Annotated in this window: 15 protein-coding genes and 2 pseudogenes; 8 read left to right on the top strand and 9 right to left on the bottom strand. The window is 43.8% G+C overall.

From position 1 onward, the window contains the following. Positions 1-2: 2 nt before the first annotated feature. The 4 genes from lspA to JWG39_RS09585 form a co-directional block, all read right to left on the bottom strand. Positions 3-485 carry a signal peptidase II gene (gene lspA / locus JWG39_RS09600; RefSeq protein ID WP_205219177.1) on the bottom strand — a complete coding sequence of 161 codons (483 nt, stop codon included), beginning with the start codon at positions 483-485 and terminating at the stop codon, positions 3-5. Next, on the bottom strand, positions 486-3,293 hold the full coding sequence (ileS, locus tag JWG39_RS09595; protein ID WP_205219176.1) for an isoleucine--tRNA ligase: 2,808 nt from the start codon (positions 3,291-3,293) through the stop codon (positions 486-488). Between the two features lie 238 nt (positions 3,294-3,531). Beyond that, positions 3,532-4,161 carry a hypothetical protein gene (locus tag JWG39_RS09590; protein WP_205219175.1) on the bottom strand — a complete coding sequence of 210 codons (630 nt, stop codon included), beginning with the start codon at positions 4,159-4,161 and terminating at the stop codon, positions 3,532-3,534. Between the two features lie 72 nt (positions 4,162-4,233). Beyond that, on the bottom strand, positions 4,234-6,138 hold the full coding sequence (locus tag JWG39_RS09585) for an LTA synthase family protein (protein WP_205219174.1): 1,905 nt from the start codon (positions 6,136-6,138) through the stop codon (positions 4,234-4,236). Between the two features lie 516 nt (positions 6,139-6,654). On the opposite strand from JWG39_RS09585, the gene JWG39_RS09580 reads away from it, so the two are divergent. Both JWG39_RS09580 and JWG39_RS09575 read left to right on the top strand, forming a co-directional pair. Then, complete coding sequence (locus JWG39_RS09580) at positions 6,655-7,377, top strand: response regulator (RefSeq protein ID WP_205219173.1); 723 nt, start codon at positions 6,655-6,657, stop codon at positions 7,375-7,377. Then, positions 7,374-8,747 (top strand): sensor histidine kinase, encoded by a 1,374-nt coding sequence (locus tag JWG39_RS09575; protein WP_205219172.1) that lies wholly within the window; start codon positions 7,374-7,376, stop codon positions 8,745-8,747. Before JWG39_RS09580 ends, JWG39_RS09575 begins: the two co-directional genes overlap by 4 nt. A 325-nt stretch (positions 8,748-9,072) precedes the next feature. Here JWG39_RS09575 and JWG39_RS17055 read toward each other — a convergent pair whose 3' ends face one another. Both JWG39_RS17055 and JWG39_RS09565 read right to left on the bottom strand, forming a co-directional pair. Beyond that, positions 9,073-9,228, bottom strand: coding sequence for a helix-turn-helix domain-containing protein (locus JWG39_RS17055; RefSeq protein WP_205219171.1), 156 nt, complete (start codon positions 9,226-9,228; stop codon positions 9,073-9,075). Beyond that, positions 9,218-9,790, bottom strand: coding sequence for an IS607 family transposase (locus JWG39_RS09565; protein WP_205219170.1), 573 nt, complete (start codon positions 9,788-9,790; stop codon positions 9,218-9,220). Before JWG39_RS09565 ends, JWG39_RS17055 begins: the two co-directional genes overlap by 11 nt. Before the next feature lie 1,153 nt (positions 9,791-10,943). Here JWG39_RS09565 and JWG39_RS09560 point away from each other — a divergent pair. The 3 genes from JWG39_RS09560 to JWG39_RS09550 all read left to right on the top strand — a co-directional run bounded on the left by JWG39_RS09560 (position 10,944) and on the right by JWG39_RS09550 (position 14,396). Further along, complete coding sequence (locus JWG39_RS09560; protein WP_205219169.1) at positions 10,944-11,228, top strand: hypothetical protein; 285 nt, start codon at positions 10,944-10,946, stop codon at positions 11,226-11,228. Between the two features lie 221 nt (positions 11,229-11,449). Further along, on the top strand, positions 11,450-13,033 hold the full coding sequence (locus tag JWG39_RS09555; RefSeq protein ID WP_205219168.1) for a bifunctional aminoglycoside phosphotransferase/ATP-binding protein: 1,584 nt from the start codon (positions 11,450-11,452) through the stop codon (positions 13,031-13,033). 226 nt (positions 13,034-13,259) lie between these two features. Continuing rightward, the gene (locus JWG39_RS09550) at positions 13,260-14,396 is read left to right on the top strand and encodes a GGDEF domain-containing protein (RefSeq protein ID WP_205219167.1); all 1,137 of its coding nucleotides are present in this window, start codon (positions 13,260-13,262) and stop codon (positions 14,394-14,396) included. A 324-nt stretch (positions 14,397-14,720) separates the two neighbouring features. On the opposite strand, the gene JWG39_RS09545 is transcribed toward JWG39_RS09550, so the two are convergent. The 3 genes and pseudogenes from JWG39_RS09545 to JWG39_RS09535 form a co-directional block, all read right to left on the bottom strand. Further along, positions 14,721-16,412, bottom strand: coding sequence for a hypothetical protein (locus JWG39_RS09545; RefSeq protein WP_205219166.1), 1,692 nt, complete (start codon positions 16,410-16,412; stop codon positions 14,721-14,723). Positions 16,413-16,423: 11 nt separating this feature from the next. After that, entirely contained in the window at positions 16,424-18,001 is a 1,578-nt protein-coding gene (locus JWG39_RS09540) for an NAD(P)/FAD-dependent oxidoreductase (RefSeq protein ID WP_205219165.1), read from the bottom strand. 84 nt (positions 18,002-18,085) lie between these two features. Beyond that, a pseudogene (locus tag JWG39_RS09535) lies at positions 18,086-18,782 on the bottom strand (transposase). 280 nt (positions 18,783-19,062) lie between these two features. Here JWG39_RS09535 and JWG39_RS17050 point away from each other — a divergent pair. The 3 genes and pseudogenes from JWG39_RS17050 (at position 19,063) to JWG39_RS09515 (ending at position 23,697) form a co-directional block, all read left to right on the top strand. Next, a pseudogene (locus JWG39_RS17050) lies at positions 19,063-19,994 on the top strand (IS1595 family transposase). A 766-nt stretch (positions 19,995-20,760) separates the two neighbouring features. Beyond that, positions 20,761-21,633: a nucleoside deaminase gene (locus JWG39_RS09520; RefSeq protein WP_205219162.1), complete on the top strand. Its 873-nt coding sequence runs from the start codon at positions 20,761-20,763 to the stop codon at positions 21,631-21,633. A 291-nt stretch (positions 21,634-21,924) separates the two neighbouring features. After that, complete coding sequence (locus tag JWG39_RS09515) at positions 21,925-23,697, top strand: hypothetical protein (protein WP_205219161.1); 1,773 nt, start codon at positions 21,925-21,927, stop codon at positions 23,695-23,697. The last annotated feature ends 356 nt before the right edge of the window (positions 23,698-24,053 follow it).

Below are 24,053 nucleotides of genomic sequence, written 5' to 3'. Positions count from 1 at the left end.
CTTTAGTTGTCCTCTCTGGGACCTGAATTGAAAAAAGATAATACGATAAGCAACACTGCCCCCACGCAGATAAAAGAATCTGCAAGGTTAAATGCCGGCCAGTGATAGCTGCCGTAGTAAAAATCGAGAAAATCGGTCACTGCTCCATAACGCAGCCGATCAATAACATTCCCGAGAGCCCCGCCAGCAATAAAACCAAGGGCAATGGATGTCAACATCCCTCCGCCATGGTGTCGCAAAAAGCGGTTGTAGAAAGTAATTACAACCACTGCAACCAGGCTGATGGAAAGAAAAAACCAGTGCGGCCAGGAAGCATCAACATCCGCAAGAAAGGAGAAGGCCGCACCGGTGTTGGTAACATAAAAGAAATTGAAGAAACCGGGAATAATCTCCCGCATATCAAATTTTTCGAAATGCTCAAGTATCCAGGCTTTGGAAAGCTGATCCAGTACAAGAGCAAGAATTACTGAAAGATAATACCACACTTACAGTCCAAGCTCCTTGAGGACAGAAGAACAGCGGCCACAGAGCTGTGGATGCTCGGGATTCTCTCCGACCTCTTCAGAGCGGATCCAGCAACGTTCACATTTTTCCCCTCTGGCTGGATGAACTGCAACAGTGAAACCCGGGAATTCCTCACTCTCATATACCACATCGCCCTCGGCAGCGGCAGTAAAGACGCTCATCTTGGAGATGATGGATATATTCTTGAGAGTTTGCCACTCGCGTGTGATGAACTCCCCGACATCCCCTTCCGCCCGGAGCATAACCTCCGCCTCAAGAGAGTGGCCGATTACCTTCTCACGCCGGGCTGTCTCCAGCGCCCTGGTGATCTCGGAACGAACCTTGAGCAGCTTGTCCCATCGTTCCATCATAAAGGGTTCCAGCTCCATACCGTTCGCGCCAGGAAATTCAGTGAAGAAAATCGACTCTTCCAGTGGCGATGTATCGTTACGCCCCTGCAGGCTGTCCCATGCTTCGGAAGAAGTAAAGACGAGAATCGGGCTGATGAGCCGCAACAGGCCACTGATGATATCATACATCACGGTCTGGGCGGAGCGACGTATCTGCGAATCTGGTGCCTCAGTGTAAAGACGATCCTTGAGAATATCGAGATAGAAAGAACTCATGGTGATACCGCAGAAGTAATTCACCTGCTGGAAGATCCCATGGAACTCGAATTTTTCGTAATCTTCCGTCACCATCCTGCGGAGCTCTTCAAATTTGGCCAGCGCCCAGCGATCAATCTCCGGCATGTCCTCCGGAGCAACACGGTTGGCAGTTGGATCGAAATCATTGAGATTACTGAGGAAGTAGCGGATGGTGTTGCGAATCTTACGATAGGAATCGGAGATCTGCTTCAGGATGATATCGCTCACCTTCACATCGCCGGTGTAATCCTCAGACGCAACCCAGAGACGGAGAACCTCCGCACCATATTTTTCCACAACCTCGGCAGGTCCGATGACGTTGCCCACCGATTTCGACATCTTCTTGCCCTCACCATCCACAGTGTAGCCGTGGGTGAGAACACCTTTGTATGGCGCACAACCCCGATTGGCCACAGAGCAGAGCAGAGAACTCTGAAACCAGCCCCGGTGCTGATCACTTCCCTCAAGGTAGAGATCGGCTGGAAACTGCAGTTCCTCACGCTGCTCAAGGACAGCGGCAAAACTGGTGCCGGAATCAAACCAGACATCAAGGATATCTTTCTCTTTCTCAAACTCGCTGGAACCACAGGAACAGGTGTAGCCTTCAGGCAGGAAGTCTCCTACTTCGTGGGAGTACCAGGCATCGGCACCCTCTTGCAAAAAGAGTGCATCCACCTTCTGCACCACTTCGTCATTCTTTACAATCTCTCCGCATTTGCGGCAGGTAATAACCGTGAGCGGCACGCCCCAGCTCCGCTGCCGGGAGAGGCACCAGTCCGGTCTGTTTTCCACCATACTGTAGATGCGGTTTTCCCCCCAGGAAGGGGTCCAGGATGTCTGGCGAATCTCTTCAAGAGCCTTCTTGCGCAGATCATTTTTCTCCATGGAGATGAACCACTGCGGAGTTGCGCGATACATCACCGGCTTCTTGCAGCGCCAGCAGTGCGGGTAGCTGTGGTTTATAGGTGCAGTGAACACCAGAGAACCCTCAGCCTTCAGATCTTCGATGATTTTCTTGTTTACCTCGGGAACATGCTCTCCGGCGTAGCGTCCAGCCTCTTCGGTATACACACCCTCGGCGTCCACTGGCGAAAGGATTTCAAGGCCATAGCGCAGACCGGTCAAGTAGTCATCCGCGCCATGTCCGGGAGCAGTATGCACACACCCGGTACCGGCATCAGCGGTAACATAGTCGGCAAGTACCAGCAGGGAGTCACGGTCCATAAAGGGATGGCGGCAGTTCCGTTTTTCAAATCCGGAAGAAGGAAAGGTTCCAACAATCTCCCAGGAATCCACGCCGATCTCGGCCATCATTTTCTCAACCAGAGCCTCGGCAATGACCCAGGTCTCCTCCCCCACACGAACAGCGGCGTAGGTGAAATCGGGATGCATGGCGACTGCAAGGTTGGCTGGCAGAGTCCAGGGAGTGGTCGTCCAGATGACAAAATATGTTTTGTTTCCGGCGAGGGATTTGTCAATATCAGAAAAGTCTTCCGCAGCCTGGAACTTGACATATATGGAGGGCGAGGTGTGATCGTGGTATTCAACTTCAGCCTCGGCAAGCGCTGTTCTGCAGGTAGAGCACCAGTAGACCGGTTTCCGGTTGCGCACCACCGACCCGCTGAGCAGAAATTTATTGAATTCACGGGCAATGGCCGCTTCGTAGCTGTAATTAATCGTCAGATACGGGGTATCCCAGTCGCCGAGGATCCCAAGCCGTTTGAATTGCTCCTTCTGCGTCTTGATCCATTTGCCCGCATATTTGCGGCAGGCGGCACGTTTGGAGAGAACAGGAATGGTCTTCTTTTTGTCCCCCAGCTCCTTGTCCACATTAATCTCAATGGGCAGGCCGTGGCAGTCCCAGCCAGGCACGTAGGGAGCATTAAAACCGGTCATCCGCCGTGAACGCAGGATAATATCCTTGAGAATCTTGTTGAAGGCGTGTCCCACGTGAATATTGCCGTTGGCATAGGGAGGGCCATCGTGCAGAATAAAGAGAGGTTTCCCCTCACCATTCTTCAGCAGTTTTTGATAGAGCTCACCTTTATCCCACTGTTTGAGAACCTGCGGTTCTTTTTGAGCAAGATTTGCCTTCATCTTAAACCCGGTTCTGGGGAGATTGAGGGTATCCCTGTAGTCCATATTATATCTCCTTACACGCTACTTGACGGCAACATGGGTGCCTGGTGAATTAAAAGGGATTTCAATCAGCTCGAGGAAGCAGAAGAAAATTTACCGCAGAGAGCTGCATGATACTTCCGGGGAAATTTTTCGGCTGCGACGAAGAAGCTGCAAGAAAGACCAGAATGGATGCTGCAATAATAATGAAACCACCCAGAATACCACCTGAAGAACAAGTTGCAAGACTTTATCTTACCCCTCATAACCACAACCGGGCAGGCGGAGACAGCTCCTGGTTGTCAGTCTCTGCCATCGCACAACTTCGCGGAATTAGATTCGTTTTATCTTTTACCGCACCGGCACAAAGATGCCTGCAGCGGCCTCGCCGGGAGACGTCCTGCTGCAAAGCACCTGGAATGCGGGAATGACAACGGGGAACTTCCCGGGCAGGCGCATTGCACGGACCTTGCACAGTAACACCATTTACATTTTGTATTGGCGGGTTCAAAGGCAGGAAAAAGGGAGACAGGAGAAAGGAGACGGGAGACGGGAAAAAGCAAAAGGTCTTTGTAGAGACGACCAATTTGGGCGTCTCTACGATGTTGGGAATGTATCTTACGGATATTGATTGTACAGATCCGGATGCAATCCCGCAATTATCCCCCGTAGTGACAACATGGCGTGTATTATTTCGAGGGTTATCGGTGATAGTTGCCATTTCGCTGATTGCCACCACCGTAGAGACAAGGCATGCCTTGTCTACACAATAACGTTGCGGGAAACCACCGCCGTACCGATTTTCCACCAATGGTGATGTAATGCCACTGTTATCACCATTGAGATCAATTTTACATCCTATCCATTCGTAATCGCCAAAAAAAATGTCCACGCAGTCGCGTTCTCTGATCAGTAAAAAATGTGCTGGTATAGCACGGTGCAGTGATGATAAATATTGTCGGGGTTAAAATTTATCTTTTTTAGTATGGAAAAGATAACTTGCCGATTGATAGTATGAGATGAGATCCTTCAACTCATCCTCGTTTATCGAAGATGCTGTTTGCTGCAGGCCACTGACTGTAAAGGATTCTGAGCGCTTCGTCGGCATTTCCACCGTTAATGTATCATCATGCAACATTCCAATTTTTTGATACGTCCCAATGAACGCCCTGCCTTTTTCATTCAACAAAATATCTTTCCCAAAAAAATTTGACACATAGCTTGTATTTAACAAACCCATAATTGTTGGAGCAAAATCGATCTGTGAGGACAGTGTGGAGATTTCTTGAGGTTTTAAAATTTCTGGTGCGTATATAATCAGTGGGATGTGATAATTCGCCACAGGAAGGACCGTTTTTCCGGCACTTGAAGCACAATGATCGCCAACAATTACAAAGAGAGTATTATCAAACCACGGGTGTTTACGCGCTTCGCGGAAAAATTTTCCGAGAGCATAATCAGTATATTTTACCGCCCCGCTTCTTCCGCTGTGCGAAGGAATGTCAATCTTCCCCTCAGGATACGTGTAGGGCCGGTGGTTTGATGTTGTCATCAGAAAATTATAAAAGGGTTTTCCTTTTCTCCAGGCATCATCAGAAATCTGCATGGCTTTTGCATACAGGTCTTCGTCACAGACCCCCCAGGCATTTTCAAAAGAAACTTCTTCTTCAGTAAAATTTTTACGATCAACTGTTTCGTATCCGTTATGAGAAAAAAAAGAGTTCATATTATCAAAATAGCCCATTCCGGAATAAATAAAAGAAGGGAGATATCCTTTGCTGCGCAAAACACTTCCGAGAGAAAACAAGCCTTCATTATTCGGTCTCTTAACAATTGAATATCCAGGGGTTGGAGGCAGAGAGAGGGTCAACGCCTCCATTCCACGAACTGTTCGCGTTCCTGTAGCAAAAAAATTCGTGAAAAAGAGGGATTTTTTAACGATACTATCAAGATTCGGTGTTATATTTTCCTGATCCCCAAAGCGGGTAAAGAAAGAGGCGCTCAAGCTTTCAACGGTGATCAGCATGATGTTGTATCTTTTTTCTTCTCCGCTGTATTTTATCTGACGTCGAATATCAAAGGGATCATTACTGATATACACGCTGTTCGGAGTTTTCAGGGATGTACGTAAATTGGCAAAAGCTGCTTTATTCGGAATGGATATATAAAATTTATTATAATCGAGTTCGTTATTACGAAATGCCGCAAACAACTGATACATTCCATTATGCGCCAATTCATTTGCATACGTTGTATTCTTTATCTCAAGAGTATCTTGATCTACTGCATAGAAAGAAATGAGAGGCACCATAAGCAGAAAAAAGCTGGCTGCCAGTCTGGTCTTGAAAGATGTTACATGAACAAGAGTATTTTTGAGAAACTTGCGTATTCCCCAGAAGAGAAGAAAAGACAAAAACAATATTTCAGAAATAATCAGGGGCATGTTATATGATTCATTGATATTCGAAATAACTTCATGGGTATAAACAAGATAATCAACAGCAATAAAATTATATCGCACCCCAAATTCTTCCCAGAAGAGTCCCTCTCCAATACAGGAAAAAACAAGGATTCCTACTGAAACGATAAAAAACAGGTTGAATATCCAGAAATGAATCTTGTTTCTATAAATAAAATCAGGTATAAAGAAAAGATACAGAACGAGAGGAATAATAAAATAAGACAGTGCTATAAGATCATAAAAAAGGCCATAAAAATATATTTGAAGAATACACACTATATCAGGATTAACATTTGAAAAATCCGCAATAAGGAGAGTTGTCCTCGTTATAAAAGCGAGAAGGAGAAAAATGGAGCTAAATACAACAACACTCCCATAACGGGCATACATTATTTTTTTTACGCTCATCAGGTCACCTTGAAATACTACAAACAAATATGTAATGAATGAATATAGAAACTGCCTTTATCTGGAGATTTCAGGTACCTTAACAGGAGAGTGTCACGAGAATATGTCACATTGCACTGCAAATGTATCAATCTGTGCCAAAGGGCCCCCCTGACATATTTTGACACATTAATTTCCTGTTATATCTTGTTGAAAAGAGATATAAAGGGCTTCGAGACATTGAAATAGAGGGGAAAAAGACAAAAAGGGAGAAAGAAGGCAGGAGACCGCAAAAAGCAGGACAATAAAACCCGATGACATCTGTCGTGGGATGAGACTGTTTTAAGGTATCCCCATGAAAGACGGAACAACAAAAGAATTTTTTAGCCATCCAGTCTTTGTCTTTCCGCCTTTTGCTTTTCCCTGTCTCCCGTTTTCGCTTTCCTTCGTGTTCCTTCGCGTTCTTCGCGGTGAAAAAAAATATTTTACCGTTTTTCGCCTTTCCCTTTCTCCGTCCTACAGTACAGACTGCATATTATGAATACAAATCCACATATACTTGTTGTTGATGATCACAAAAGCATTCGCGAACCGCTGGCAGAATATCTTCAAAAAAATAATTATCGTGTCAGTATGGCCGCAAATGGTGAGGAATTAAACAAATTTTTAAGGAGTTCCGAAATAGATTTGATAGTTCTTGATATATTGATGCCTGGCGAAGGAGGGTTGGATATTTGTCGTCGCATCAGGGAAACAAAAGACATTCCTGTTATTCTCTTAACAGCGTTAGTTGATGACACAGATGTTATTGTAGGGTTGGAAATGGGCGCAGATGATTATGTCACAAAACCATTCAACCCGAGGGAGTTACTGGCGAGGATAAAGAATGTATTACGAAGAACAAACAGTGTACCAAGGCAATTTTCTAAAATAGAATCCGGATATATCACTTTTGCAGATTGGACTCTTCATGTTGATCGCCGAGTCTTGAAAAAGGGAATAAATGAAAATGAAATTCCACTCAGCACCGTTGAATTTAAATTGTTATTGACGTTCCTCAAACACCCAAAAGTTGTCCTTTCACGGGATCAACTCCTGAATATGACAAGCAACAGGGAGAGTGATTTCTTCGATCGTTCGATTGACAATCAGGTAAGTCGTCTGCGGAAAAAAATTGAAATTGACCCCAAAAGCCCAGAACTCATAAAAACGATCTGGGGTGGAGGTTATATGCTGACAGTGGATACTGTACAAACATGAAAAAGATACCCAAAACCATGGGTGGACAGCTTATCTTGCTGATTGTTGCCGCGATCTTTTTTTCCCAGACAGTCATTTTTTTCTTCATTCTCTCCGAAAAAAAAGGAAACTTTGGAGAACAGGAAGAACAGGCCTACCTGAACAATCTTATTTCAACATATAAAATCATTTCATCCCTCTCAGGGGACACAAGAGATCAGGCTCTTTATCTCTCCAGCAATCCTGATATCTCTTTTTCCATTTCCAGTGATCCTGTCAGCACGGCAGAAATTTCCGGCAGGGACAATTTTGCAAGGGTTCTCAAAAGCAAAATTAATACGGGACCTGTATATATTCTGGAGAAACCTGTCACTCTTTCCACCATGCTCTCTTTCTGGTTTTCCGACAGAATGGATGAGTGCTTCGATTCAGGCGATCTCGAACGCTTGCCGCAACGCTGTCCTTCTACTGCACTTTCCCTGCCCCTGAATACGACAGAATGGTTGAATGTGAAGCTGGTTCAAGAACCCGGTGAGGCGCTGGTTTTGTTTCCTGTTCTCCTCTCCGCCCTGCTTACCCTGGCAGGAATTTCACTTGTGGTTGTCTTTGCCGTAAAACGCATCACCTCCCCCCTGTCCACCCTCTCAGATGCGGCAGAACGGCTTGGCCGGGGAGAAACAGTTGAACCTCTCAAAATACGGGGGCCGCAGGAACTCTCCTCCACCATAGAAGCGTTTAACGTTATGCAGCACCGATTGACACGATTTGTGCAGGACAGAACAAAGATGCTGGCCTCTATCAGTCATGATCTCCGCACCCCGCTCACCTCCCTTCGCCTCAGGGTGGAATTTATAGAAGATAAAGATCTCAGGGATAAAATGACAGCAACCCTTGAGGAAATGCAGAACATGGTGGCAAGCTGCCTTCTTTTTTCAAGTCAGGATGCTGTAAAAGAAAAGAACAACAGTTTCGATATTGTCCTTGCCCTGCAGGAACTTACAGATGAATTTTCAGGAGTTTCCTTTACAGCCAGGGTTCCTTCTTACCAATACAGTGGACGCAGAATATCGCTTAAACGCGCCTTTCGTAATATTCTGGAAAATGGAATAAACTACGGTTTTGAAGTACAGATGAGTTTTGAGGATTGCCATGACCATCTTATTATCATAATACAGGACCAGGGACCGGGAATACCAGAAGAGAAAAAAGAGGAGATATTTGAGCCTTTCGTTCGTCTTGGGAAAGAACGCAATACAGAGTCAGGGAATGTTGGTCTTGGAATGTCTATTGCGCGAACTATTATTCATCACCATGGTGGAAACATTATCGTCAGTAACACGAATCCCGGTCTGCGAGTAACTCTTACCCTGCCTGTAACTCAGGGGAGTTGAATATGCACTGTACATTCAATTCTCTTTAAATGTAGTTCCAAAATGAATTTTATTGTGCACCCAGGCGTTTATCATTACGGGCCGAGTTGAAACGCTGCTTTTGTGGTGTACAATTACATTTCCGGGATATCCATAAACAACTCCATGAGTGGATTATTGATAACTTAGGGTGGCCTATAGAAGCTTTGCGCTTCCCTGTTACACTTCTAAATCATTGCGAGGAAGTCTTTTTCAAATCTCTACTCTTTTGCTGCAAAGCAGCAGCACTAACTTCTGAAATAAAGTCATACTCTGCTTTTAAAACTGTTGTATTGTAGTTTTGTTTTCAAGACTTAGGTAAATCTTTATGGGCTTCATAACCACTTATGTTTTTATCTAATAAAACATTCCACACTTTCCTAACACAACCGAAGGTTTTGTTAATTAACACCTCCTGATCCTTGTTAGGGTAGAGGCGTATTTTATAAGATTTATTTATCATTAATTTCTAAATTCTCCAATAATTTTTCAGTTTTTCTTTTGCTTCTACGTTGCCCGTATATTCGGGTACAGAAAGATGTTATAACTGATATAAAATCCTGAACAAGGTCTTCTTTATCATTATCAACTACGTTAACAACGATTATATCACCGCCTTTACTGTTTAGTAATGCTTTTATATAGTTAAAACCAAAACGCGTAAGTCTATCTTTGTGTTCGACTATAATAAAACCTATAGTCTCATCGCTCAGTATCCTGTTAAGTTTTTTACGGTTGTCATTAAGACCGCTCCCAACCTCTTTAACTACGTCACTTACTGTATAACCGTTAATAGTAGCCCACTGACTAAGCCTCCTGGCTTGAGCCTCCAAGTTCGCTTTATTTTGAGAGCTACTAACCCTGCTATATATAACGGTAGCAAGTTTGTTGTCTACAATATCATCAGGAACTATAATAGTCCCAGATTCCAGTTGGTAAGCACCTTTAATCTTGCCAGCTTTAAAATGATTCCAAGCTGTTCTATAACCAATGCCAAGGTTCTTGGCATATGCAGATAGCATCATAAAATTCCTCCTAAGTTCTGTTTGCATTACTACTATATACCATAGAATACTACATTGCAAGTGAATCTTTATAATACGCATACAAAATGCCACTTTTCTATACATAGTGCCAACGATATGTATAGAAATTCCTTATTTCTATATATGAGAACCAATCCTTTGCAGTATGAGAACAATCACCTCCCGGCAATCATGGTACACAACAGCAGTACGGACATCCTGAAGGTAAAAGATTGTTTTTTCCGTTCTTTTTACTTCTTTTTTTCAGAACCTTACCACGCTGTACTTTTCGGAAGGCATCCTTGAAGAGTGGTTGCAGATCATTGGGATCGTCCCTGTCGGGGATTTCTCATCCCAATCACATTTTTCAGAGAACGCGACTGCGTGGACATCTTTTGGGGCGATTACGAATGGATAAACAGGCGAAAAAAGACAAAGACAAAAAGGGAGAAAGGAGGCAGGAGACAGGAAAAAGCAGGGCAACAAAACCTGATGAAGTTCGTTGTGGAATGAAATGGCTTAAGGTATACTTGTGAAAGACGGCACAGCGAAAAGACTTTTTGCCAAAGGAATACTCTAAACATACGAAAAAAGGCCTTTTATATAGAGAAGCTTTCGTGTATTTCGCGTGTTTCGCTGGCCATCCAGTCTTTGTCTTTCCTCTTTTCCCTTTCTCCCGTCTCCTTTCTCCTTTCTCCTGTCTCCCTTTTCCCATCCCACTGCCTTTGAATCCGCCAATACAAAATGTAAATGGTATCACATCGAAATATCCCTGGAGATACTCTCCATCCCGTAATATTCGTGAAAACAATGATTTATTACCAAAGTGGGAAGAGCTGGTGCTGGATGTCTCTTGATGTTATAATCTAAAAAAATAATGAACACGATGATAAAGCAATAGAGAGTCAGGAGAGGGAAATGGGAATCCCTGGCCAGAAATCCTCTGGTCGTTTTGTACATTGTTAAGATATTTTGATGATCATAAGTTAAAACTCATAAATAAATCAGATAGGTTAAAGGTAACCTAAAGCAAAAACTATATATAAAGGAGGTTCACCAGAATTGTAAGAAATGAATTACAGAGAACAACCCTCCCGCATATTGGGACGTTGACTTCATCTGCATACAAAAAAACATCATATTGGAAACCAAAATGTCTGAATCTATACCCGAAAAACTTGAAAAAGAACTCAAAAATTTCTTAGGAGAGGCATTCCCTGCTAATGCCGTCTCTGACATTCACGCAGCTGTAGAACTGGCTGGAGTGTTGGAAAAAAAAGGATTTTTCTTTCAATTGAAAGACCTCTGCGCCAGAAGCATGACCGATACGTATTGGCGTGCAACTTTTTACAAGGATGGCGAGGAAATTTCCGCTGAAGATGCGGAATCATCAGTGGCGATCTGCACGGCAGCCTTCGCTGTGCTGAGCAGTCAGTAAGGGCAAAATCTGAGAATACTTCAGGGTGCCTTGAAGAATCTTGTATCTCGTTCATATTCAAGGTTCCCGTAAGTAAAGATATTATCGAATGATCTTTGGTTGCTGAAGTAAACCTGTTAAGTAAAAAAACAGGTTTACCCTTGTCAGCAATCATTATTTCATGTTAGCTCATAGTATAAGTTATATCCACCCAAGTTGTGAAAACACTGGAGGTCTTGACTATGAGCACAGAAACTCTCCAACCTGCTTCCCTGATTACTTCCCTGATGCATCCGGACCAATTTGATCCGCCACCCGAGAAATGTACATTGATAGAGACCCACATCTCCTGGGTGATACTTGCCGGATCTTATGTCTATAAGATTAAAAAAGCGATAGATCTCGGATTCCTCGATTTTTCCACTCTGGAAAAACGACATTTTTTTTGCGAAGAGGAACTTCGCCTCAATAAAAGGCTGGCACCCGAAATTTATCTCTCAGTCGTGCCCATCACCGGCTCGGTTAAACAGCCGAGATGGGCAGGTGAGGGAGAGGCGATTGAGTATGCTGTCAAGATGCGAGCCTTCCCGCAGGAGGCACAACTCGACCGTGCACTGGCCATTGGAGGTATACAACCCCGGCAGATTGATATCCTGGCAAAGGTTATAGCGGATTTTCATGCTCTGGCTGAAGTTGCAGAGGTGAAGAGCAGGTATGGCAATCCCGATGTAATTTTCCAGCCTGTTGAAGAAAATTTCAGGCAGATACGTGAGCACGTTACAGATGTAAACATTTTGCAAAAAATTACAGAGCTGGAGCAATGGGTGGCGACAGAATTCCATCGGCTGCATCCTATCTTTTGCCAGCGTAAAATCGATGGTTTTATCCGTGAATGTCATGGTGATTTGCATCTGCAAAATATTGCCTGGGAGGATGATGCCCCAATTGTCTTTGATTGTATCGAGTTCAGTCCAACTTTGCGCTGGATCGATGTGATAAGTGATGTCGCGTTCCTGCTGATGGATCTGCAGGATAGAAAGCAGGCAGAACTGGCGCAGCGTTTTCTCAACAACTATTTAGAGCATACCGGGGATTATGCAGGAGTAAGCGTGTTGCGCTTTTATCAGGTCTATCGGGCACTGGTTCGGGCCAAGATTAATGCCATCCGCATCCATCAGCCGGGAATTAAGCAGGTGGAAAAGGAGACCGCCGAACGGGATTTTTCTGGTTATCTGCAACTGGCACGTGGCTATATCCAGCCGGTACGGCCACAACTCATTATTACCCGGGGGATGTCCGCTTCGGGCAAGAGTACGGTGAGCAAAACCCTTGTGGAACAACTGGGGGCTCTGCGTATTCGTTCAGATGTTGAACGCAAGCGCCTCTTTGCTTGTCGACCGGAAGATGATGCAAAGGCCGCTGTGGACGAAGGAATGTACACCTCCGAGGCCACAGAAAAGACCTATAGAAAATTGGCAGCACTGGCAGGCAGCGTGCTCAGCGCCGGATATTCTGTACTTGTCGATGCGGTATTTCTACGCCTCCATGAACGGCAGCAATTTGAGAAACTGGCCAGGGCAGGCAAAACACCTTTTGTCATTTTAGAGTTTACCGCAAGCCCCGAAACCTTGCGTCAGCGTATTGTACAGAGAACAAACGATGTTTCAGATGCCGATCTGAGGGTCTTGGAGATGCAGATGGCCAAATGGCAGCCGCTGGAGAGTGAAGAGGTTGCCTGCAGCATAACTGTTGATACCACAAACAGTCTGATTGATCCCAAAACGCTTGCGGCACAGATAAAGGCCAAAAGTTTACTTCAGGAATGAGCAGGGAAATATCTGTATCCTGGACAAGTGCGGAACGGTCAAAAAAGAAAGCAATTCCCTCTATTGCAAATATGTTACTAAATGTACCCATAAGGTCATTAAGAGCCCAGCATGCTGCGCAACCGGAACACACGAAGAGCTGGCTTCGCTTCGTTGATGCGCCTTCGCGGGCTCGTCAGCTCCACGTTAGAAGTATAACCAACAATCGAAACCAGGAAAAATAGCTATGAAATATTTTCAGTGGGGATCACATTTTGTAACTGGATTGGCAGAAGTTGATAAACAACACCATCATCTTGTCGATATCATTAATAAATTTAGCAACCTGCTGGCTGAAAATTTAATACATATAGAGGATGTAGATTGTCTCTATAATCAATTAGCAGATTATGCTGTATACCATTTCCAGGAAGAAGAAAAACTGATGTTGGAAGCCAGGGTGAATGCCTCTCACTTGAAGCACCATATTGATATCCACAAAAGCTTTCTGGATGACGTGACATCAATCTATTCAAGTATCTCTATCGATAACCTTGATCAAGCCAGCACTTTTTTGAATTTTCTCATACATTGGCTTGCCTATCATATTCTTGGTGAAGATCAGAATATGACAAGGCAGATAAAGGCTATACAATATGGAATGAGTCCGCATGAAGCATACGAAAAAATGAAACAGGAGAGATATAACGCAACGGTACCATTGCTCGAAGCATTGAATGGTTTGTTCGAGCAAGTGTCAATACGAAATAAAGAGTTAAAACAACTGAACGAGTCGCTTGAAGAAAAAGTGGCACTACGCACTAAAGAACTCTCTGAGGCCAATCTGTATTTTGAAGAATTGGCTTTGACGGATGTTTTGACCGGGCTTCCCAATCGCCGGCATGCCATGCAGAGTCTGTCCAGAATTTGGGATGAATCATTGCAAAAAGATTCTTCCTTAGTGTGTATGATGATAGATGCAGATAATTTTAAAGAAGTTAATGATACGTATGGGCATGATGCCGGAGATGAGGTATTAATAAAATTGGCTAAAACACTTCAGCATTCTTTGCGAAATGATGATTTCGTATATCGCCTCGGGGGGGATGAGTTTTTCGCTATCTGTCCTGATACGGATATAGAAGGTGGAATACATATCGCTGAAATCACCCGTAAAACCGTGTCAGAACTTCGAATACCAACGGGGAGGGAAGCCTGGCATGGCAGCATTAGTGTCGGCGTTGCGTCTCGATTACCTGACATGAAAAGCTATAAAGATTTAATTAAGGAGGCAGATAAAGGATTATATGCTGCTAAAAAAGCCGGGAAAAATTGCACAAGAACAGCAAATGATACATTTTTTAAAAGATGTGAGAACTTCTAGCGAATAAGCGGTGTGACGACCTCTGTTTTCACGGTCTTCAAATACTTGAAAGAGAAGATCTATCACACTTTAAGACACGCTCTCTGATCTTCGACAAAGATTAAAACTTTTATAAAAAACATACAAGGTGAGATCGTGAGAGCGGAGCGAACCACGATCTTAATCGTCACATGAGAATGCTCCAAAAAATTTGATATGGCGACTCTTTCTCAAGAGGAAATAGACAACGGAGTTCTGTTGTTGAATTTGACACCGCGAAAAGCCTTAAAAGGGCTAACCACGCTGGAAAACGTGTTGTACTTATTACTTGAATCCAGCGGCCGTTTAAGATTCAACTATTCTTTTTTTATTATTGGTTTGCTTAAATCTTTTTTGTAAAAATAAGTACGAAAAGACTGCCATCGTTGAGATGTAATACAGGACAAGAGGATATGCTGAAAAAAGAGGCCTGTTGATGGGCCATAGGGTGATCTTTATATATGTGAGAATACTTACCAGAGAGATAATACCCCCTAAGGTAATAAGACCGAACATAGAAGCAAAATCGAGCTGGCGGCTCCTGATCGAGCGTACCAGAAAGGCCAGATGTACAAGAAGTGAAAGCACGAAGAAAAGAGGAATTATTTTATTATAACCTTTACCAATGTCAGATAAAATTCTAAATTTTTCAACTATCATGTGCATGTAGTATTTGGGATATGCCTGTATGTGATGCCAGTGCCCTGGAACTAATTTCTCACGAGTGACAAAACGGTAATCCTCAACCATTTCTTTGCTACCTGTTGTCTTCCACTTGCTGTACTCATTTTCACTAAAATGAGCTGTTCTAAAGGATATAGCCTGCTTGAAGATATCCCAGAAGGTTGCCGGGATGAGCGGTATATATTCTGCTCGCCATACAGGTTTTATTGTGGCCTTGCGATTTAAACAAGATATGGTTCCTGCCTCACAGGCTGCATTGATTTCTGCCCCCATCTTACCATAGAAATCTAATGCTTCAGGTAGAGAGTTCGCATTGCCGCTCTTTCGGACCATGTCTCTTAGAACCCAGATATAGAAGGATTCAGGCAGCTGTGCCCCCTTTTTACTTTCTTCAAAATAAGGTTGAAGTTGTTTGAAAGTAGGACTTACTGCGTAGGCAGCATTTTGATTTTCCTGATTGACGGGAATATAACGTTTACTTTTTGCGATATCTATATTCATGAGTCCTCCTAATGCTGATTGGAATTCGGGAGATTTTATCTCGATGATATCTGGAGCACCATAATATTTCTGGTTTAGATGAGAAAAAGTAGTTGTGAAAGCGATAAAAACAAGCGGTATGGGTAAGAGAATAAAAAAACGTGTCAATACTTTAGTAAAAGTAATTTGACTGCCTAATAACAGAAAACAGAAAACAAACAGAGCGAGAGAAGGCAGAATCCAGATACCTTCTTCCCGGGTATACCAGAGAAGAGAAAATATTAAACTTGTGGCAATACTCCAGCTTATTTTATTTTTTAGACTGTATTTCACCCTAAGGAGCAGGCCCCCCATACAAGAAAAGAGAGCGAGTACCAGAGGCATTGAAAGTCCAAAACGAAAAGCACGTCCTGTTCCCGGATAGGAGTAAGTAAAAGGGTTAAATAACAGAAGAAAAAAAATCAACATAAACAACCATTGCCCCTTAACCAGGGGACGGAGAGCCATGGTTGCCAGAATACAGATTGCTGAATAGAGAAGATGCTGCACAAGAAGCAGAGGCATACCCGTATGGTGGGCTACTGCAATAAACAACGGATATATCGGTCCTTTAATAAGAGTAACCTGGTCATAAGGACCCAGCCAGGCACCACTGAGGATATGTTTTGCAAGTTTTACAAACAGATAATCATCGTGTGGGGTATATGTTGCAACGAAATCCTGTGCTTCAACAAGCCACAGTTGGGCCAGAATCAGAAAAAGCATCCACCAGAAAAGAAAACAATTACTGTTGGTTTCTGTAAGTTCAGCAGGTTTAAAAAAATTTGTATTCATAGTAGTCGATGCTATTTAGATTCGTGATATTCTTGCTCTGTATTAACTTCCCAGATATTTCTTTTCGTTGTGAGACCTTGTTGGATATTCTCAACTGCAACCATTGCCGTTAACATGGAATGGTCTGCGTTGTTATATCTGTGCATTCCGTTTCTTCCAATCATGAAAAGATTCTTGAGAGAATCTGTGTAGGCACAGAGTTCATCAAACTGATCGTAGGTACCAAAATATGCAGGATATGTCTTAGGGACTCTCAGAATTGTAGAATCGATTACATCTTCTTTAGAAATAATGTCGATTTTTTCAAGCTCTTCGATGGCAAACTCAATAAATTCAGGATCTGTTTTAGACCAGAGGTTGTCACCTTCCTGACAAAAATACTCAAGACCAATCCATATATGGTCTTTGTCAGCCACCATGTACGGACTCCAGTTATTGAAAATCTGGAGACGGCCTATTTTAACATCGCTTTCTTGAATGTAGATCCAGTTATCAGGTACGATATTGTTTAGTGTTTTATTTTTAGTATTATTGGTAATCTGGAGTTTTTTCAGCAGTAAACCTACTGTGATAAAGTCTCTGTAAACAAGTCCCTTGGCAATTTCTTTAACTTTGTCAGGAGTTTGGGACGGGGTCATTCTCTTAATGAGATCTTTTATGGGCATAGTGGAGAAGAGGTAATCACATTTATAAGTTGTTTCTTCTCCATTGATATTATTCAGAATTGTGAGGGTTTCGGCTGAGTCAGAGTCCACTCCAATCCCCACAGCTTCATGTTGCATGTGAATTTCACCACCTTTTTCTTTGACAAGTCTGGCAACTTCTTCCCAGAGTTGTCCCGGGCCAAGTTTGGGGTAAAGAAACTGTTCAATAAGTGATGTTTCTGTATTTTTTTGATCGATGGATTTGTCGCTTGATAGAATAGTTTTAAAGGCGTGTATGAGAGTTTTGGTGATAGAAAGGCCTTTAATTCTTTGGGCTCCCCAGTCGGCAGGAATTTCTTCACAGGGCACTCCCCAGACCTTTTCAGTATAATCCTTGAAAAAAGTCTTATAGAGTTCAGTGCCAAAGCGATTTATCAAAAAATCTTCAAGGCTTTCTTCATTCTTTATTGGCTTAATATTGATCCAGATATATGAAAACCCAATTTTCGCTATGCGTACAATTCCAAGATTTTTAAAGGTATCAAATTTTAAAGAAATTGGATAATCGAAAAACGAGCGCAAAAAGAAAATGCGCGATAACCGACTTCTGATGAGCAGAACTCTGTCGTTTGTTTCGGGATCATTTTCACTATTTTCAACGGGGATTGGAATTTCCCTTTTTAAAATTACATCATCGATAGCAGGTTTTCCCTGGAGCGGCATAATGTTTTGCCACCAGTCCATTACTCGTCTGGATTTAGAAAAAAATCTGTGCCCCCCAATATCAATTCTATTTCCTTTATAGTTCACAGTCTTCGATAGCCCTCCAATGTCAGAGGACATTTCAAAAATTATGGGCTTGATGTCGGTATTTTTGAGAAGTTCATATGCGGCTGTGAGACCAGCTGGGCCAGCGCCGATAATCAGAGCTTTTTTCTGAGTCATAATTTGTGATGTGAGTTGGTGTGCCTAATTTGTAAACACAATTATTCATAATAAAAGAGCCTTGGCGATTAATCAATATGGCTCTCAATGAAATTCAGTTATTTGGACAGGAACATGAGTTAAGCAGGCCTTAAGCAGTCTGAGAAGTAATTTCGGATCCCAGAATCTCCGGTTAAAACGAGAGTAAAATTCATCGAGATACTCTTGGAGATATCTGGATGAAACTCCATGAAAAGTACCTTTAAGCAACGTTTTCATGTTTCCAATCATAATATGAACAAGCGGCAGCCATTAAGCCGCCATATCGAGCGGTGTAACTTTTTTATCGTGAGTATAATCCTTGCTTACGTAATTCAAGGCTGCAAGGCATCGGTCCGAACATGCTGACCATGTTTTAAATAACGGGAAAGAAAGGGCCGAACTGTTGCTGCCGAAAACGTGTCAACAGCTTGCATGGCAACAAAACCAGCTCTTTTCCCGCGAACACAGGTACTATCAAATTCTATAAAATTTTCAAGTCGGTAAATGCTATCTTGATGAGACATGGCTGTGCGAATTTTCTTCAGTATATTACGGGTACAAGTTCATGAAACTCCGATATTTTTTAAAATTCTTAAAACAGAAATTCCACCTTTGCCGGAGACTGTCAGAGAGATTGCCCAAAACCATTTGACCAATGGTATTTTTGTGGCCAGCGGACTTTTTCCAAAATATTTGTGCAATTTGACTCTGTCCCAAACCGTTTCTGCCATTCCATTAAAGAGATCTGTGGCATTCTCATGAAAAAGCATCCTTTATTTAAATAACATGCTGTACTTTCATGAAAAAACAATCATTCAGCTGATTTTTGTTGAGAGCCATATTAATCAACGCCTATCTGTAGCAGTTTTGTGCATAAAATTGATGAAAATAACCGATTCTGTCAATGTTTACAAGGATTGAACGTGTTTAAAAAAGGTAATTATTTTAGTTAACTGAAGTTGGCTCATGTTGCGTTTCGGGGTCGTGATTTGGTAAAATCACGCTTTCCTTTTACCAACTACTGAAAAGAGGCCAGCACTATGCTGGTACACATACAGACCCTGATGGATGATGTCCAATGTTACGCCACTGTGCGTGAGTTACGCTGGCCTGAAGGCCGCGAGTGTCCGTTTTGTACTTCGAAGAAAGTTATCAAAAGAGGTTATGACGACAAGGAACCTGCCAGACAACGCTATGAGTGTAAAGAATGTGGTAAACGCTTTGACGATCTGACCGGCACTCTCTTTGTCGGGCATCATCAACCCCTTAACGTCTTGATATTGTGCCTCTATTTCATGGGTTTAAACCTCTCTAACAAACAGATCTCGGCCGAACTGGAGTTAGATCGTAGCGATGTTCAAAAGATGACCACTCAGCTTCGTGAGGGCGTGATAAAAAAAAGCCTCAAGTGACCCTTGAAGGTGAAGTAGAGTTCGATGAGGTCTATATTGTGGCGGGGCACAAAGGGAATCCTGAAACCGTGAGTAAGAAGGGGCGTAAAGGTCGCCGCAATCGCCTAAAGGGTGCTCGTGGCCGCAGTACATTCGAAAAAGAAAAACCACCCATTTTCGGTATGATCCAACGAACTGGGCAAGTCGTGATTCAGATGCTTGCCAATGTCCGCCAGGTAACCATCAAGCCATTGATAAAATCCACTGTGTTGCCTGGAACTTTGGTTTACACCGATGAGTACAGTATTTATTTCCGGCTGGAGGAATGGGGTTACAGCCATAAAAGCGTGAACCATGGAGCTGGTGAATATGCCAGGGACGAGGATGGAGATGGTTTCCATGAAGTCCATGTAAATACAATGGAAGGCTTCTGGTCCCTGCTGCGAAGCTGGCTGCGCCCACACCGGGGTATCTCACAAGAGAAGCTCCCTTTCTACCCTGGTTTTTTCGAGTTTGTTCATAATGTTGGCAAGCGCGGGAAAACCTTGCTTCACTCGCTGGTTGAAGTGCTGGTTAGATAAGACCCTGAAACACAACATGAGCCTTTAAATTATACATACCTGTAACACTATTTATTGCAGTGTTACCCGGAAGTATAACACTAACCACTTGCATTGAATAACACAATATATTTACCTGATAGCATAGCGTATTACATGTTTGGCGGGAGCATCGCAGAGGGGTACGTGCATTTCAATCATTCATTTTCCCGAAATTGACTATTACTGGTATCAAAGAAAAGTTTTTGGGGTGCCCAGAAAGGTTATGATTACAGAGGGTATCATTGAGTTTATCAACACTGAATATTATGCCAATAATGTTGCTGTTTAGAGCAGTTATGTATTTTTTTACTACCAGATGAATACTTTCTATTTTTAAGGTTTTTGAATTATTCAAGTAGCATTTAAACCCAACTTTAATTTGTCTTATACAATATTTATAAACATGATGGTCAGGACATATATAAAAAGAGATCGAAGGAATGGTTGATATATGGGAAACACAGGAGAGCGGTGACATAAATAGTCTGAAAAGCACATAAATTCAGAACGTAAAAGCTGCGCGGTGCTCGTCTTTTTCACGCCCGGTTATGCTAATTTTAGACCTGAAATTAATCATTTATTAGCGTTTGCAAAAAGGAGATAGTGTAATGAAAAGAAGATTATTTGTTATGTCATCTCTGATGATTTCGCACTCCGCGCCAGCAAGGACGGCGCGGCGATTATGCGGCCCTTTTCGGGCAAGATATCGTAACAACAGGTTAACAAAAATTCAGGAGGAGGAGATATGATGACCGGCAAAATAAAACAACTGACAATCTCATTGTTTGTTCTCATCGCTATAATGGTATCGGGATGCGCGACAAAGGATTTGACCAGACAAGCCGCGACCACCAATCAGAATATCGTCGTAGACGAAAAACTATTGAATGAGGCAAATGCATATGCCGAAAAGCAAGTCGCCATGGTTCAAATTGATGCGGCGGCGGAACGCGACAATATCTTCATGTTGCTTGCCTATGCAGTTGTCTATAAGAACTGGCAAAATTCTGATATGGCGAATAATCGAGGCTATAACATCGGTTCCGTGCTGGTCGACGAGAATAATGAAGTCGTTTACTGGGCACGCAATTCCGTCAATGTCACGAAAAACATGACCCAGCATGGCGAAGTCCGGCTGATGGACTGTTACCTGGCGACTCATGGCCCAAATGACTTGAAAGGATATACGATTTACACCACCCTGGAGCCTTGCGCCATGTGCTCTGGGATGATGTTCCTGACCAGTATGCCGCGTACCGTCTATGGTCAGAAAGATCCATCTTTTGGCGATGCCATTGAACGGCTGGAATTTGACTCAACAAGCCTTCCTGGCGGATATCCTCCATACCCGCGCCATGTGATCTCGAATGGCTCCCATTTGTCGGGTCGTTATGTGTTAGATTATTATTATAAAGTTTACGTGTCACAACATCAGGATGCCCATATCACCGTTTTCCTCACCACTGCGGAAGCGGCCCTTGTCTTCAGCAGTGCATTGAATACACTGGAAAAATACCAGGTCAAATATCCTGAAAACCAGGAAGTCAAGGAAAAGGCCATTGCCTTCTACAATACAAAGGTGACCAGCAGCTATACAAAACTCTGCCCCGAGCAATAGCAATGTGAAGGTAACGTTGCCATTTTCGCACAGCAGAATATTTTGCTCGCGGAGTACGCCTCGATAAAGATCTCTCCCAGGATACATACACAATCGCCGGTGAGCAAGACGTCTTGCCAACTGCGTCAGTAAGAATCGCGGTGTTGACTTCGTCGAACACCGCGATTCTGTCGCTACCCGACGATAATCCTTCGGAGTTGAGTCAGGCGATTTTTGACGATTCCCGACCGGACGTCGCTGGCTTGGAAGTTTGGAGATAAAATGTCGACACAAACAATGCAAACGGAAACCATGGATACTGAAAAGCAAGGTCATGTTGCTGTCATCTACGTGCACGGGATGGGGAATCAGCGGCGACATGAAGAGGTCAGTCGACTGGTCGACTCCATCGACATCTACCTGTCCAATTCCTATAGGGAACGTGGTGAAGCGAAAGGCTACCTGACGAAAATACGCCCACGGCTGGAGCTTTCACTAAATGATTCGAAACGTACAGAGACCTATATACGGGCCATTCACCGGTATGCCAGCGATCACGACTGGTCGCACGCAACGAATGTACGCTTCTATGAGGTGTATTGGGCACCAATAATGGCGCAACACAGTTCGGTACGGCGAGTTTTAATGTGGCTCTTTAGCCAGATCAGACGGCCGCTGCAAACAATTATGGCAAATTGGCGGGAACGACAGCGACTGCGTCGATCAACTCTTGTCGATCTTTTCGAGCATCCGGAAAAATGGGCAGCTGGTGTTAATCGACATGATATTGAGGAACTTGTCTCACTCTATAATAAATTTGAGAAACCTCCAGCGCTCAGTGTGTTTCGCAGAGGTAGCTTTGACGACTTCCTTGAGTTTCAAAAAAGGGAGCTTGGAAAGCGTCCGGACAAGTTGAAACGATGTCTCGCCCTTTCCAGACTCTGGCGATCCAGGTACCGTATTCGTGAGGCCAAAAACGCATTCCTGCTCATCACGCTGGCGTTGCTGCTGCTACTTTTGGCTGGCATCGCCACAGGCTTGATCCTGCTCGTGCTGCAACAGCTTTCCGGATGGCAAGTGCTCCTGCCGTTTCTGAACGTGCTGCCGGAAAGCGTGGCCTCCAAGCTTCAGCCGACCTGGCCAACAGCATTTGGACTGGCCGTCTCGCTGGGTGGTTTGTCAGGTGTCGGGAGTTTTCTCAAAACCTATATGGGCGACGTCGAGTCGTGGGCGACCTATGAAGAGACAGACGCCAGGCACGAGCGCCGGAAGAGGGTTATTGAACGTGGCGTCGATCTGATTTCCCACGTCCTGAAGAATCCAGATTGCAGACGAGCCGTCATTGTCAGCCACAGCCTTGGGACAACCGTGGCGCATGACACGCTGCTGGAGGCGGTACGAAATAATCGAGCCCATAATCCCACTGATCCCATCGCGAAACCGATCCGACTCGACAAGATCAAACATTTCGTGACGCTCGGGAGCCCAATCGACAAGATCCATTACTTCTTCGAGAGCTACAAGAGCCGTTGTCACCGATACAAGCGAGTTGTAGAAGAGTTGCGGGGCGATATCGGAAACGCCCCGTTTTCACGAAACAGGAAACCCTATATCCATTGGATCAACTATTGGGACGAAGGTGACATTATCAGCGGAGCCTTATACTCCCCAGCCAATCGCAGGGAGTTTAAACACCGGGTCGACAACGTCCATGTCTCGAACCTGCATTTTCCTGATCCCGCCGCGTCGCATCTGGCCTACTTCGATAATCGCCGCGTTATTGGTGATTTGTTCGACATTATCTACAAAGGTGCCTATGACCTCTCTGACGCACCGCTTATTCCAAACACTGGCTATGACTATGAAAGCATCTTTTTGAACAACGAGGACAAACCTGGGCGAGCGAAGTTTTATACCATTTCAGCAATCTTAATTCCCTGGCTGCTGTTGCTGGGACTGATTTTCCGATTCCTTAATATCAATACCGGCGCGCTGGTTATTTGGTCGCTGGCGGCATTTACTTCGGCATTCGTTTTGATCGGATTTCTATTTGGAAAAATCCGAGGACATCGGCTGCCGCTGTGAAGTCCGTCCCCTTACTGTCATTTACTTCAACTCCTGACATTTCCGCAAAACAATTGGAACCTGTGATTTTCTGCGATGCCGATTGTCCCCTGTCCTCTGCCAGAAGGACGTTCGCATAAAAAACTGGCGTTATCCACCCTGCCGTCCAAACAAAAAAAACCGCCGTCAACAACATGTTGACGGCGGCAAAAAAATACATCACTGCAAAGTACCAACTCTTAGAGACCAACAGTGGTGTCCGGTTAGAAAATTGCATGTTTCTTTTTTAACCGTTTTCGTGGTCGTGGACTGCATTTTCGTTTGTGTATTTGCATAGCTGCTGCCTGTTCTGCTGCCTGCTGTCTTGCTTCATTACG

The sequence above is a fragment of the Desulforhopalus vacuolatus genome, assembly GCF_016918505.1.
GTDB lineage: Bacteria > Desulfobacterota > Desulfobulbia > Desulfobulbales > Desulfocapsaceae > Desulforhopalus > Desulforhopalus vacuolatus.
The sequence above is the reverse complement of the archived record's forward strand: the minus strand, read 5'-3'. Positions and strand labels throughout refer to the sequence as shown.

Excerpts from the sequence above, each read along its gene's own strand:
- ileS (WP_205219176.1), bottom strand. The coding sequence starts at position 3,293 with ATGGACTACAGGGATACCCTCAATCTCCCCAGAACCGGGTTTAAGATG.
- JWG39_RS09585 (WP_205219174.1), bottom strand. The coding sequence starts at position 6,138 with ATGAGCGTAAAAAAAATAATGTATGCCCGTTATGGGAGTGTTGTTGTA.
- JWG39_RS09580 (WP_205219173.1), top strand. The coding sequence starts at position 6,655 with ATGAATACAAATCCACATATACTTGTTGTTGATGATCACAAAAGCATT.
- JWG39_RS09575 (WP_205219172.1), top strand. The coding sequence starts at position 7,374 with ATGAAAAAGATACCCAAAACCATGGGTGGACAGCTTATCTTGCTGATT.
- JWG39_RS17055 (WP_205219171.1), bottom strand. The coding sequence starts at position 9,228 with ATGATAAATAAATCTTATAAAATACGCCTCTACCCTAACAAGGATCAG.
- JWG39_RS09565 (WP_205219170.1), bottom strand. The coding sequence starts at position 9,790 with ATGATGCTATCTGCATATGCCAAGAACCTTGGCATTGGTTATAGAACA.
- JWG39_RS09560 (WP_205219169.1), top strand. The coding sequence starts at position 10,944 with ATGTCTGAATCTATACCCGAAAAACTTGAAAAAGAACTCAAAAATTTC.
- JWG39_RS09555 (WP_205219168.1), top strand. The coding sequence starts at position 11,450 with ATGAGCACAGAAACTCTCCAACCTGCTTCCCTGATTACTTCCCTGATG.
- JWG39_RS09550 (WP_205219167.1), top strand. The coding sequence starts at position 13,260 with ATGAAATATTTTCAGTGGGGATCACATTTTGTAACTGGATTGGCAGAA.
- JWG39_RS09545 (WP_205219166.1), bottom strand. The coding sequence starts at position 16,412 with ATGAATACAAATTTTTTTAAACCTGCTGAACTTACAGAAACCAACAGT.
- JWG39_RS09540 (WP_205219165.1), bottom strand. The coding sequence starts at position 18,001 with ATGACTCAGAAAAAAGCTCTGATTATCGGCGCTGGCCCAGCTGGTCTC.
- JWG39_RS09520 (WP_205219162.1), top strand. The coding sequence starts at position 20,761 with ATGATGACCGGCAAAATAAAACAACTGACAATCTCATTGTTTGTTCTC.
- JWG39_RS09515 (WP_205219161.1), top strand. The coding sequence starts at position 21,925 with ATGGATACTGAAAAGCAAGGTCATGTTGCTGTCATCTACGTGCACGGG.